Origin of the sequence: Rouxiella sp. WC2420, assembly GCF_041200025.1 — a bacterium.
Classification (GTDB): Bacteria; Pseudomonadota; Gammaproteobacteria; order Enterobacterales; family Enterobacteriaceae; genus Rouxiella.
The window spans coordinates 1,850,782-1,863,956 of record NZ_CP165628.1 but is presented as its reverse complement, the minus strand read 5'-3'; the positions used below and the strand labels follow the sequence as shown (position 1 = coordinate 1,863,956).

General features: G+C 54.3%; 12 protein-coding genes. 5 read left to right on the top strand and 7 right to left on the bottom strand.

The window, feature by feature from the left end:
- Window positions 1-96 precede the first annotated feature (96 nt).
- On the bottom strand, window positions 97-987 hold the full coding sequence (locus tag AB3G37_RS08660) for a LysR family transcriptional regulator (RefSeq protein WP_009635234.1): 891 nt from the start codon (window positions 985-987) through the stop codon (window positions 97-99).
- A 102-nt stretch (window positions 988-1,089) separates the two neighbouring features.
- On the opposite strand from AB3G37_RS08660, the gene budA reads away from it, so the two are divergent.
- Window positions 1,090-1,815, top strand: coding sequence for an acetolactate decarboxylase (gene budA / locus AB3G37_RS08655; RefSeq protein ID WP_369790350.1), 726 nt, complete (start codon window positions 1,090-1,092; stop codon window positions 1,813-1,815).
- A 26-nt stretch (window positions 1,816-1,841) separates the two neighbouring features.
- Window positions 1,842-3,527: an acetolactate synthase AlsS gene (alsS, locus tag AB3G37_RS08650; protein ID WP_369790349.1), complete on the top strand. Its 1,686-nt coding sequence runs from the start codon at window positions 1,842-1,844 to the stop codon at window positions 3,525-3,527.
- Here alsS and AB3G37_RS08645 read toward each other — a convergent pair.
- Window positions 3,524-4,744, bottom strand: a complete 1,221-nt coding sequence (locus AB3G37_RS08645; protein ID WP_009635237.1) for a LysR family transcriptional regulator — start codon at window positions 4,742-4,744, stop codon at window positions 3,524-3,526. The genes alsS and AB3G37_RS08645 overlap by 4 nt on opposite strands.
- 172 nt (window positions 4,745-4,916) lie before the next feature.
- On the opposite strand from AB3G37_RS08645, the gene galB reads away from it, so the two are divergent.
- The 3 genes from galB to AB3G37_RS08630 are packed head-to-tail and all read left to right on the top strand — an operon-like array spanning window position 4,917 to window position 7,552.
- Window positions 4,917-5,672, top strand: coding sequence for a 4-oxalmesaconate hydratase (gene galB / locus AB3G37_RS08640; RefSeq protein ID WP_009635238.1), 756 nt, complete (start codon window positions 4,917-4,919; stop codon window positions 5,670-5,672).
- Window positions 5,669-6,427, top strand: coding sequence for a 4-carboxy-4-hydroxy-2-oxoadipate aldolase/oxaloacetate decarboxylase (locus AB3G37_RS08635; protein ID WP_369790348.1), 759 nt, complete (start codon window positions 5,669-5,671; stop codon window positions 6,425-6,427). The genes galB and AB3G37_RS08635 overlap by 4 nt, the downstream gene beginning before the upstream one ends.
- A gap of 9 nt (window positions 6,428-6,436) precedes the next feature.
- On the top strand, window positions 6,437-7,552 hold the full coding sequence (locus AB3G37_RS08630) for a 4-oxalomesaconate tautomerase (protein WP_009635240.1): 1,116 nt from the start codon (window positions 6,437-6,439) through the stop codon (window positions 7,550-7,552).
- Window positions 7,553-7,649: 97 nt separating this feature from the next.
- On the opposite strand, the gene AB3G37_RS08625 is transcribed toward AB3G37_RS08630, so the two are convergent.
- The 5 genes from AB3G37_RS08625 to AB3G37_RS08605 all read right to left on the bottom strand — a co-directional run bounded on the left by AB3G37_RS08625 (window position 7,650) and on the right by AB3G37_RS08605 (window position 13,137).
- A complete protein-coding gene (locus tag AB3G37_RS08625) occupies window positions 7,650-8,594 on the bottom strand; it encodes an ABC transporter ATP-binding protein (RefSeq protein WP_009635241.1) in 945 nt (314 codons plus the stop codon).
- On the bottom strand, window positions 8,594-9,625 hold the full coding sequence (locus AB3G37_RS08620) for an ABC transporter ATP-binding protein (RefSeq protein ID WP_369790347.1): 1,032 nt from the start codon (window positions 9,623-9,625) through the stop codon (window positions 8,594-8,596). The genes AB3G37_RS08625 and AB3G37_RS08620 overlap by 1 nt, the downstream gene beginning before the upstream one ends.
- Window positions 9,625-10,536, bottom strand: coding sequence for a D,D-dipeptide ABC transporter permease (ddpC, locus tag AB3G37_RS08615; protein ID WP_369790346.1), 912 nt, complete (start codon window positions 10,534-10,536; stop codon window positions 9,625-9,627). The genes AB3G37_RS08620 and ddpC overlap by 1 nt, the downstream gene beginning before the upstream one ends.
- A 3-nt stretch (window positions 10,537-10,539) precedes the next feature.
- The gene (locus tag AB3G37_RS08610) at window positions 10,540-11,556 is read right to left on the bottom strand and encodes an ABC transporter permease (RefSeq protein WP_009635244.1); all 1,017 of its coding nucleotides are present in this window, start codon (window positions 11,554-11,556) and stop codon (window positions 10,540-10,542) included.
- An 81-nt stretch (window positions 11,557-11,637) separates the two neighbouring features.
- On the bottom strand, window positions 11,638-13,137 hold the full coding sequence (locus AB3G37_RS08605; protein ID WP_369790921.1) for an ABC transporter substrate-binding protein: 1,500 nt from the start codon (window positions 13,135-13,137) through the stop codon (window positions 11,638-11,640).
- Between the last annotated feature and the right edge of the window lie 38 nt (window positions 13,138-13,175).

Genomic DNA, 13,175 nt, shown 5'->3' with positions numbered 1-13,175 from the left:
AAAAACAAAATCAAGCCGTTCTTTCTCAAGGTTGGTTACTGTTATTATTCGCCAGTGACCAACCTGCATAATATCAATGCAATAGTCTCCTACACCCTATTCCACCAGCGCCGATGTCATCAGGTTTAGCAAATGCTGCGCGGATTTTCCTTGCGAAGTCCGCCGCCATGCCAGCCCGACCTGTGTCGTAATTCGCTGATTGGCAATCGGTAGACAGCAAACATTGGCGACGTCAATACGTCCTAACGAAGCAGGAACGAGTGCATAGCCAAATCCGGTCGCGACCATGCTCAGCGACGAGGCAATTTGCGGGCACTGCTGCCCCAGGTTTGGTGTAAATCCTGCCTCTTCACAGGCTGCAATGACCTCGTCATAAAGCCCTGGTGACAGTTCGCGGGGAAAAGTAATCAGCGTTTCATTGCGCAATTCAGTTAACGAAACACTCTCTCCCCGGCTTAGCGGATGCCTCTTGGGTAATGCCACCACCATTTCTTCATCATCGATAACGCGCACGTTAAAATCTTTGCTGCGCTCACAGGGCAGTCGAACGAACGCCAAATCAATAACCCCTTCACTCAAGGCAGTCATTAGCCCAGACATGTCCTTTTCCTGTGGCTCCAGCGTGACGCCAGGATATTTGTCCCGATAACGGTGTAACAGGGCAAATACCTGCGGATTGAAAGCCGAGGAGCTGGCAAAACCAATACGTAGAAATCCGTTCATCCCTCTTGCAACACTTCGGGTACGTTCAAGAGCGGCATCAGACAGTTTTAGTATGATCAGCGCATCCTCATACAGCACTTTTCCGGCTTCAGTCAGTTCAACCCCCCTTGTTAATCGCTTGAGCAACGATGTACCAACTTCATGCTCAAGCCGCTGTATCTGTTGACTTAAAGGGGGCTGTGAAATACCCAGCCTTTCGGCAGCACGCGTAAAATTAGCAGTCTCTGCTACAGCGACAAAGTAGCGCAGATGACGGAGTTCCATATTAAAAACGTCTCAAAGTGAACATCTCTTCATATTGGAACTGTAGAAGGAATCGCGTCAACCTTTAGTTAGTCTTATTAATTGATTTTCTGGAGCAGCCAAATGAAAGAGCTTTCCGTTTCCAATGCCAATACGCTTTATCAAACTTCGCTGATGAGCGCCTTGCTCAGCGGGGTATATGAAGGGGAAACCACCATGGCGCAGCTGCGTGAACACGGTGACTTTGGGCTAGGGACTTTCAACAAACTTGATGGCGAGTTGATTGCTTTTGACGGCAATATTTTCCAGTTGCGCGGTGATGGCACAGCTCGTCGAGCAAGCCCAGAGCAGAAAACACCGTTCGCCACCATGACATTCTTTAATCCGACTAATGAATATCACATCGACAGTCCGCATACCCGTGAAGAGATCCATACGCTGATCGACCAGGTCATTAGCCAGAATGCCTTTTGCGCACTGCGAATCAACGGTGAGTTTAGCCGCGTGGATACGCGCACAGTGCCAGAACAGCAGCGCCCTTATAAGCCGATGATGGAAGCAGTAAAACAGCAGCCAACTTTCCATATCAAAAACAGTGTTGGAGTGCTGATAGGCTTTCTTACGCCAGAATATATGCAAGGCATTAATGTTGCCGGTTTCCACGAGCATTTTATCGATCAGGCACGCCATAGTGGCGGACACGTGCTGGATTATCAGGTCGAGCGCGGAACGTTGACCTTTGGCACGGTTGAAAAACTGGCTATTGATTTTCCTCACGACCAAGATTTCCTCAATGCCAATCTGTCTCCCGAGAATTTGCGGGAAGCGATTCGTGCCGTAGAAAGCTAACAGCCGCCGGTTAATGGAGCGATAAAATGCATAATTCAGAAAACAGTAATGATAAAAATGAATGGAAATGTGGTGCGGACCTGGTAGTGGCTCAACTCGAAGCACAGGGCGTTAAACACGTATTCGGCATTCCCGGTGCCAAGATTGACCGTGTTTTCGACTCGCTGGTCGATTCAACCATAGAAACCGTGGTTGTCCGCCACGAAGCCAATGCAGCCTTTATGGCTGGAGCAGTGGGTCGCCTTACCGGAAAAGCCGGCGTCGCGCTGGTAACCTCGGGACCCGGCTGTTCCAACCTGATAACCGGCGTCGCCACCGCCAACTCTGAAGGTGATCCCATGGTGGCACTCGGCGGTGCGGTAAAACGGGCCGATCATTTAAAACAGGTTCACCAGACTATGGACACTGTTGCCATGTTCAGGCCGGTGACCAAGTATTCGGCTGAAGCCATTTCGTCTTCGGCGCTGGCAGAGGTGGTTGCCAATGGCTTTCGTGCCGCCGAATTTGGTCGCCCCGGTGCAGCATTTATCAGCCTGCCAATGGACCTCATCAATAAGCCGACCCGGGGCAAACTGCTAACCTCCTACTCGCCGACACTGGGAAGTGCGCCACAGGGCGCTATTGTGCAAGTCGCCCAGATGCTGCAAAAGGCGAAAAATCCGGTGTTGCTGCTCGGCCTGATGGCCAGTCAACCGCGCAATGCCGAGGCCATTCGCCGACTGCTGAAAAAGAGCAACCTGCCGGTAACCAGCACCTATCAGGCGGCAGGCGTTATCGATCAGGATGCTTTCCACCGCTTCGCCGGTCGCGTTGGTTTATTCAATAATCAGGCCGGAGATCGCCTGCTGCGTAACGCGGATCTCGTCATTACTATCGGCTACAGCCCGGTGGAATACGAACCTGCGCAGTGGAGTAACGGTACTGCCGAACTGGTGCATATTGATGTCACGCCCGCTGAAACCGATAGCGAATACCAGCCAGAGATCGAGCTGGTGGGCGATATTGCCGACACGATTGATTTGCTCGGCGATCGTGTCGCGCAGCAGATTGTGCTCAGCCCGGCAGCGATTGATATTCTCGAAGAACGTCGCCTGCAGCGCCAACTGCTGGACCAAAAGGGCCGCAGCCTGAATCAGTTTGCTATTCATCCCCTGCGTTTGGTTCGCGCGATGCAGGACATTGTTAACAGCGATGTCACCCTGTGCGTGGATATGGGCAGTTTCCATATCTGGATTGCCCGCTATTTGTATAGCTTTCGCGCGCGTCAGGTGCTGATTTCCAACGGCCAGCAGACCATGGGTGTTGCTCTGCCGTGGGCTATCGGCGCGGCGCTGGTCGAGCCGGGTCGGAAAGTGGTTTCTGTCTCGGGTGATGGCGGTTTTATGCAATCAAGCATGGAGCTGGAAACCGCGGTGCGGTTGGGCATTAATATGCTGCATATTATTTGGGTCGACCAGGCTTATAACATGGTGGCGATTCAGGAGGAGAAAAAGTATCGGCGCACATCAGGCATCCAGTTTGGACCGATTGATTTTAAAGCCTACGCTGACGCCTTTGGTGCTAAAGGTTTCGCCGTGACATCTGCTGATACGCTGGAGCAGACCCTGCACGCGGCGATGGACGTTCAGGGACCCGCCGTGGTGGCCATTCCGGTAGATTACAGTGACAACGCGTTGTTGATGAGTCAGCTAAATATGAGCGAAATTTTCTAACTTATTGTTCCTTGAGCTCGTATGGCCTCAATGAGCGCGCTGGCAGCAGGCGACAGCAGACTGCCAGCGCGGAAAGTGATACCAATCGGGCGTTGGGTATCGGCCAAATCTACGTTAAGGCTGACCAACTCGCCGTTGTCCAACTCATGCTGCAACTGTCTGGCGGATACTGCCGCCAGCATGTCGGAGTCCAGTAATAATCCGCGCACAATCGCCAAATCACCGCTTTCGACTACCGGGTCGGGAGGCGGAATATTCACTGATTCAAAGCTGCTTTCCAGCAACTTTCTGGCCGGAGTTTCCGAACGCGGTAACACCCATCGCGCGCTGCGTAAATCTTGCGGAGAAATCACCGTATCGCTCAACGGATGACCGCGACGGGCAACAATTACCATTTTTTCTGTAAACAGAGTCTCACTGACCATATCGGCGGCATAATCACTGGTTCGCAGCGCACCGACGATAAAATCTACCTCCCCGGATCTCAGCTCTGAGGCCAGTGTCACAAATGCGCTCTCGTTGGTAATAATCTTGATGCCAGCGTATTTGGCGGTAACGGCCAAAATCGCCTGCGGTAACAGCTTCGTCCGGCTCAGCGGCAAAGCGCCAATTTGTACCGTCCCCACCAGCACCCCTTGTCTGGCGGCAATGTCCGCCGGAATGTGGCGCAATTCATTAAGCGCGCGGCGGATGTTTGGCACAATTTCCTGACCCGCGAGGCTGGGGATCATTCCCTGCGGCGTGCGCTCGAGCAAAGCGAGATCGGCACCGTTTTCCAGTACTTTGAGAGCGGCAGAAACGGCGGGTTGGCTCAAGCCGAGCAGCGTGGCCACCGTTTGCATATGGCGGGTCTTGCACAAAGCGATAAAAATCTGCAATCGCCGCACGTTAAACAAATAAAGAGGTTCGGTGAGTGCTCGATTGTGCGCGATTTTCCCCTGCAATCGGGCCAGCAGCTCAGCGGTTTCATGCAGGTCGGCAATAGCCCTTCGCGCACGCGGCAGAATGCACTTACCGTAGTCGGTCAACAGCATGCCGTTGGCGTGACGTTCAAACAGCGGCACCGATAAATGTTCTTCGAGATCGCGTATCGAGCGGGTGATGGCCGACTGTGTACGGAATAGCTCATCCGCAGCGCGCGAGACACTTCCCTGATCGACAACCTGACAAAAAGCCCGAATTTGCATCAGGTTACATAACCCCTTCTCGTCGTTCATCCCCTTCTCCCGATTGTGTTTTTTTTGTGACTTTACTCAGCAATATAAATAAAACGCATACCTGCTGCAATCAAATGAATTACCTGTGACCCACGCCGACTGACAGCATAGAAATCAGACCACGCGAAAGCGTCAGGCACTTTCAAATGAAAAATCTATGAGGAATATGCAGATGAGCAATGCCAATAACAATGCAGCAAATCCTGCCAAAACTGCGCTGGTTGTTAGCGCCCACTCGGCCGACTTTGTATGGCGTGCGGGCGGTGCCATCGCGCAGCACACTCAATTAGGCTATAAGGTTCACATTGTTTGCCTGTCATTCGGTGAGCGCGGTGAGTCTGCCAAACTTTGGCGCAAGGGTGAGATGACCGAAGAAAGAGTTAAAGCTTCGCGTCGTGAAGAAGCCATGGCGGCAGCTGAAATCCTTGGCGCCAGCGTTGAGTTCTTTGATATGGGCGATTACCCGCTGCGCGCCACCAAAGACGATCTGTTCCGCCTGGCTGACGTTTATCGCCGCATTCAGCCACACTTCGTGCTGACTCATTCCCTAAAAGATCCTTATAACTACGATCATCCGATGGCGACCAATCTGGCACAGGAGGCACGTATTATTGCTCAGGCCGAGGGCTACAAGCCGGGCGAGCCAATCGTTGCTGCACCGCCGGTTTACTGCTTTGAGCCGCACCAGCCAGAACAATGCGAGTGGAAACCCGACGTGCTGCTGGATATCACCGACGTGTGGGACAAGAAATACGCCGCAATCCAATGTATGGCCGGTCAGGAACACTTGTGGGAATACTACACTCGCGTTGCCCAGCAGCGTGGCGTGCAGGCGAAACGAAACGTGGGTATCACAACCAGCAAAAATATCGTTTACGGCGAAGGTTATCAGAGCATCTTCCCACGGGTGACAGGAGAGCTGGCATGAGCAACTACGAAGGTCTGATCCTCGGCAAAAAAGGCGTGGTGGTGCGTAATATTCCTCGCGCCGAGCAACAACAGGTCGCGGCGTTGGCCGCCTTTGGCGTGGCAACCGTGCATGAAGCTCAGGGTCGTAAAGGGCTGCTTTCGCCGGCCATTCGCCCTATCCAAAAAGATGTGGCGATTTCCGGCAGCGCGGTAACCGTGCTGGTGGCACCGGGCGATAACTGGATGTTCCACGTTGCGGTCGAACAGTGTAAACCGGGCGATATTCTGGTGGTTGCGCCAACCTCCCCGTGCGGCGACGGTTATTTTGGCGATCTGTTGGCGACATCGTTAAAAGCGCGCGGCGTAATTGGCCTGGTCGCTGACGTTGGCGTCCGTGATACTCGCACTTTACGCGAGATGGGTTTCGCGGTGTGGTCACACGCGGTGTACGCACAGGGCACGGTAAAAGAAACGCTGGGTTCGGTGAATATTCCCGTGCTCTGCGCCGGGCAGATTGTTTATCCGGGCGATGCGATCGTCGCCGATGATGATGGCGTAGTGGTGGTTCGACGTGAAGAAGTGGCGCAAGTTGCCGAAGCCAGCCGTCAACGCGAGGCATTGGAAGAGAGTAAACGCGCACGCATGGCCGACGGCGAATTAGGCCTCGATATCTATAACATGCGTCCAACCCTCGAGAAGAAAGGCCTGACTTATTATACCGACGTCGAAGAACTTGCCGACGCTGTAGGACAGGAAAATTCGCTTAAGCGTTGAGGAGGCTCTATGCTGCAAACCCGAATTCCCTGCGTGCTGATGCGCGGTGGAACCTCAAAGGGCGCGTTCTTTTTAGCCGATGATTTACCTGAAGACAACGAGCTTCGCGATCGTGTGCTGCTGGCGGTAATGGGCTCGCCAGATCCGCGGCAGATAGACGGCGTGGGTGGCGCAGATCCGCTGACCAGCAAAGTCGCGATTATCCGCCCCTCTGCTCGCAATGACGCTGATGTCGATTATCTTTTTGCGCAGGTGAATGTCGATAAAGCCGTGGTGGATTACGGGCAAAACTGCGGCAATATTCTGGCAGCCGTCGGCCCTTTTGCTATCGAGCAAGGTTTGATTAGCGCGGCAGATGGCCTGACTCCGGTACGAATTTTTATGGAAAATACCGGACAGATAGCCATTGCTCACGTGCCGACGCCGCAGGGCCAGGTTGAGTATGAAGGCAGCCTGAAGATAGACGGCGTGCCGGGCAGCGCAAGCGAAATCATGATCGAGTTCGCTGATATTGCCGGATCAAGCTGTGGCTCGCTGCTGCCGACCGGCAAAGTGATCGATACGTTTGACGGCATTGAAGTGACCTGCATTGATAACGGCATGCCGGTGGTGCTGTTACGCGCCGCCGATGTGGGGCGCAGCGGGTATGAAACGCGACAGCAGCTCGACGATGATTCCGAACTCAAGGCCAGACTGGAATCAATACGTTTACAGGCGGGTCCGAAGATGAATCTCGGTGATGTCTCGCAGCGCACAGTGCCAAAAATGACATTGGTTGCGGAAGCTCGTGACGGCGGTTCCATCTCCAGCCGCACCTTTATTCCACACCGCTGCCACGCGTCAATTGGCGTGCTCGGGGCCGTTAGCGTGGCTAGCGCCTGCCTGCTGCCCGGTTCGGTTACTGAAGGATTGGCCAACACACCAGCGGGCGATCGCCCACGTATTAGCGTCGAACATCCAAGCGGTGAATTCAGCGTTGAGTTGCACGTAAATATCGCGGCTAAAGGGGCCGAGAGGCTAGCCGGATGCGGCCTGTTGCGCACTGCGCGGTTGCTGTTTGAAGGCCGCGTAGCCATCCCCGGCAGCCTGTGGCAAGGGAAAGAGCCCACCGAAAATCGTCGATAAACTCTAAAATAAGTCAACCCTCTGGCTCTCTCTGTTATAGGGAGAGCCTCTCTTATGAAGACTTCTCACATAATTTTCACTTCGATGAGTTATCGTTTCAGGTTACCCGATGACACCGAACTGCCAGGCCCGAAAGATTAACGCGTAAATCCTGCGGCATCTGGCATCCATTGCCAGCATAAGGGCAGCGCTCACGGAAATAACAGCCCTGCGGCAAGTTACGATTGCTGGGTAATTCCCCTTTTCTGTCTTCCTGCCCATCATCCAGCGAGCGCCCCGCCTGCGGTACAGAGTCGAGCAGCAGTTTGGTGTACGGATGCTGCGGACGAGTCAGCACTTTTTCCGCTGGTCCCAGCTCGACGATTTGCCCCAGATACATCACCGCCACGCGGTCGCTCATATGGCGCACCACGGAAACATTGTGCGAAATCAGCACAAAAGTGAGATTCCGCTGGCGCTGTAACTCCACCAGAAGGTTAAGAATTTGCGCCTGCACCGAGATATCCAGCGCTGAGGTCGGCTCATCCAGCACAATAATATCCGGCTCGGAAGACAGCGCACGCGCGATAGAAATACGCTGGCGCTGACCACCGGAAAACTCATGCGGCAGACGATCGAGATACTCTTTCCGGATCCCCACCTGCTCCGCCAGTTCCTCAGCCAATTTACGACGTTCGCTGGCTGGATTGTGTTTCTGCACGTACACCGGCTCGGTGATAATGCGCCATACCGGCAAACGCGGATCCAGCGATGACTGCGGATCCTGAAACACCATTTGCATGCCGGAACCAAACCAGGAACCGTCGGAACGAGCGCGCAAGAGCTGCCCGCTGCTGGGTTTTTGCAGCCCCATCAACAGCTGTGCCAACGTGCTTTTGCCGCAGCCCGATTCGCCAACGATGCCCAGCGTTTCGCCACGCATGATATTCAAATCCAACCCGTTCAGCGCATGCACGTAACCCTTCGGCTTACCGAGCCAGTTAAATTTCGCGGCAAAACGAACGCGAATATCCTGTAGTTCAATCAATGCATCTTGATTCATCAGATTGGCTCCTGAAGGGTAATCGATTCTATTGGTTGCGGATGCCAACACGCGACCTGTTGCTGCGAGCGGCCGTCCAGCGCGGCAAGTTTGGGTGACTGTGCGCACTGGTTATCGCCGTGACTACAGCGCCCGCGAAAGGCACAGCCGCCGGGAAGTTTCGCCAGATTCGGCACCGTACCGGGGATAGCCTTCAGCAAGCTGCGAGGCTCGCCGTTTTCGGGCGCAGCCTGTAGTAACCCGATGGAATAAGGATGCGCCGGGCTTTCAATAACCTCCGCCGTATTACCGCTTTCGATAACGTGACCGGCGTACATTACATACACCCGGTCGCAAAGCTGGGAAACCACCGCCATATCGTGAGTAATAAACAGCACTGCCGTGCCGCTAGATTTGGCTTTACGTCGCAACAGCCTTAGAACCTGACGCTGCACCGTGACGTCCAGTGCGGTTGTCGGCTCATCGGCAATGATCAATTCCGGCTCGCAGGAAAATGCCATCGCAATCAACACGCGTTGGCGCATACCGCCGGAAAGCTCAAACGGATAGCGCCCCATGACCTGCTCGGCGTCGCCAATTTGCATCTCCTGCAACAGTCCGATGGCCTTTTTGAAAGCGGCCTGACGACTGATTTTTTGATGCAGACAGATAATCTCGCACATCTGCCTGCCGATTTTTCGCGTCGGATTCAGAGCGTTCATTGGCTCCTGAAAAATCATTGCCACGCGAGCTCCACGCAGTTGGCGCATCTGTTTATCGCTGGCGGTAATCACATCGGTTCCCAGCAGCTTCAGTTCGCCCGATTTAATGCTAAAGCTGTCCTGTGGCAACAGTCGCATCGACATCATTGCAGTCACAGACTTTCCAGAACCGGATTCGCCCACCACGCCAACAATTTCACCAGCATTCACCTTTAAAGAGACATTATTCAGCGCGCTGATTTCTGCTCCGTACACTGGAAAAACCAGTTTCAGACTATTTATCTCCAGCACCGGCTGCTGGGGAGATCCTGCTAAAATTTCTGCCATCATCAGCGCCCTCTGCTTTTCGGATCGAGCAGGTCGCGCAGACCGTCGCCGAACAAGTTAAAACCGGTGGCGGTGATCAAAATCGCCATGCCCGGGAAGGCGGAATACCACCATTGATCGAGAATATAGTTGCGACCGTTGGAGACCATCGCGCCCCACTCCGCGGTCGGCTGCTGCGCGCCAAGACCAATAAATCCCAGAGTCGCAGCCATCAGAATTGACGTGCCGATATCCAGAGAGGCCTGCACCACCAGCGGCGGCAGGACATTACGCAGTACGTGCCAAGTAATCAGATGCCAGCGCGACGCGCCAAAGGTGCGAGTGGCCTGCATATAAGCCTGATGACGCAGCATCAGCGTTTGCCCCCGCGCCAGACGGACATAAAACGGAATGCGCACAATGGCTATCGCCAGCATGGCGTTAAACAGGCTCGGACCCAGCGCGGCGGCCAGCGCCATCGTCAGCACCAGCGAGGGCACAGACAGCATAATGTCCATGCAGCGCATGATAAGCGCATCCACCAGACCGCCCATCACGCCGGAGAAACAGCCAAGCAGCGAGCCAATGCTGCCCGCGAGGATAACCACTGCCAGCCCGGCAGTGACCGACTGCTGACTACCGATTAATACGCGGCTAAACAAATCTCGCCCGACTTCATCGGTGCCAAACCAGTGCGCCGCCGAGGGAGCCTGCAAACGCGCCGTCAGGTCTATCGCGTTGGGGTCGTGCGGCACCAGCCACGGCGAAAAGACCATAAGAAAAACCACAATCAGCATGATCGCCAAACCTAATACCGTCAGCGGACTGCGCCCCAACTGGTGGGCAGTCTTACGCCACGAGGCAAAGCGCGGCTTGACCTCCGGCGGTACAATATCGGCGCGACTGCTGTCGACACCTGGTTCAATCAAAGACATCGTCTACCCCACTCTGCCAATACGCGGGTCAATCCACACGTAAAGTAAATCTACCAACAGGTTCACCAGCACATAGGCAAAAGACACCACCACTGCAAAGCCCATCACCGCAGGGAAATCCAGCGCCTGAATCGAACTGACGACATAAGCGCCCATGCCTGGCCAGGCAAAAACCGTCTCGGTTAATACTGCGCCGTACAACAAATCGCCCATGGCCAGCCCGAGAACGGTCACCGACGGAATTAACGCATTCGGCAACGCATGACAGATAATTACCCGCCAATGCGACAGCCCGTTGGCCCGCGCGGTGCGGATATAGTCTTCGCCCATCTGCTCAAGCATTGCCGAGCGAATCTGTCGCGCTACGATCCCCATATGCACAAAGGCCAGCGTCAGCGCGGGCATCAGCAAATGTTGCAGGCTGTTAAGAAGCGCATCGCGATTGCCCGTCAAGATGGAATCGATGACATAAAAGCCGGTGATGTGGGTCGGCGGGTCCATCCAGTCATCAAGGCGTCCGCCGCCCGGCAGCATATTCAGATGGCCGTAGAACAAAATAATCACCCCCAGGCCAAGCCAAAACGCAGGCGTCGAAATCCCGATTACCGACATCATGCGCACCAGGTGGTCCGGCAGTTTGTTACGATAGACCGCCGAGAGCACGCCGAGTGGAATACCAAGGATAATCGCCAGCACCAGCGCGCTCAGTGCCAGTTCTAACGTCGCGGGGAAAAAGGTCCGCAGGTCTTCCAGCACCGGCCTGCCGGTACGAATCGAGGTGCCAAGATTGCCGTGCAGCAGATCAATTACGTAGCGATAAAACTGTACGTACAGCGGCTGATCCAGCCCCAACTGCTGACGCATGTGCAGCACCATTTCATTACTTGCACGATCGCCGGCCAGCAATCTCGCCGGGTCACCGGGGATCATGTGTGAAATAATAAAAGTAATGACACACACACCGGCCATTACTAAAACCAGCCCCCAGCAGCGCTGGCGAATAATGGTCCAAAAAGTCATAACGTTCCCCTGAACAAAGCACCGGAGCTACTGCCCCGGTGTCATGGCAAATTTCAGCCAGTGTCGGCAATTCATTCAAACTTACTGCTTGCTCATCTGCGCCACGTTGAACACCTGCTCCAGCATCGGATTGAAAACAAAGCCTTTCACGTCTTTGTTCATCGCTACCTGATAGTTTTTCTGGAACAGGTAAACGTAGGCCGCCTGGTCGATAACAATTTTCTGCGCCTGCTGGTAATAATCAGTACGCTGTTTCTGATCGGTGACTGATACTGCTTTCTTCAACAGATCATCAACCTGCGGATTGGAATAGAACGAGCGGTTACCCGGCAGCCCCTTCTTGTCAGACTCGAACCAGTAGTTCATAAACATGTACGGGTCGGCGAAATCCGGGCTCCAGTTACCGATGGATATGTCGTAATCGCCTTGCCCGATGCGGTCACGCATGGTGGCGTTTGCCAGTTTTTCGAGCTTCACTTTCACCCCGGCGGTTGCCAGGCTAGCCTGAACGGAAAGCGCGATCGGCTCCCAGTTCGGATCACTGTCGGAATAGAGAAAATCTAATGTATCCGGCTGCGGTTTCACCTTGGCGAGATCGGCTTTGGCCTTGGTCATATCGTTGCTGTACTGCATGGCTTTCGGATCATAACCCCACATACCATCGGGGATCGGACCGCGCATCTGTTTTGCGTTGCCGCCGAGAATACCCTTCACCATGCCTTGATAATCCACCGCGTAAGACACCGCGCGGCGCAGGTCGACATTGCTCATCGCACCTTTGGCATTGTTGAGATACAGGTAAGTCACGCGCAACGACGGATACTCATTTACCGCGACTTTATTTTCCTGCTTCAGTGCTGCTAGCTGGTCGATAGGCAGCGAATCGGCAATATCCAAATCGCCGCGAGACAGCTGCAAACGACGGCTGGAGCTTTCACCGATAATTTTCACCGTCACACGTTTGAAAGCCGGCTTTGGTCCGTTGTAATAAGGATTCGGCACCAGAACCAACTGCTGACCTTTCTCCCAGCGATCCAGCTTGTAAGGGCCGGAGCCAGCCGTGTGGTTCGACATCCAGGCTTTACCGCCATCGGCTGGATTCCCTCTGGCAATCGCCGGGTTAACAATTCCTGCACCATCGTTAGCCAATGTGTAAAGGAACGGCGCGAATGGAGTTTTCAGGGTAAAACGCACAGTCATCGGGTCAACCACCGAGACCTGCATGTCTTTCGGGAAAGCCTCGGAAGGTCCCTGAGCGATTTTCATCAGACGATCGAACGACCATTTCACCGCATCGGCATTCACCTCGGACCCGTCATCAAATTTAGCGCCCGGTTTGAGTTTGAAGGTCCATACCAGTTGATCCGGCGAAGCAGTCCAGCTAGCGGCAAGATCGCCCTCGACTTGAGTCGATCCTTTACCGCCTTCGGTTTTATACCCCACCAGACGCTGATACGCCGGATAAGTCACCGTCCAGTCATTGTTATCAATGGTTACGGCCGGGTCTAAGGTCTGCGGATCTGCCGCTTTACCAATCACCAGCATATCTTTCGGGACGGCAGCCTGCGCCTGCAAACTCATCCCCGATAGTGCTAGTATCACGGCACCTGCCAGCGTTG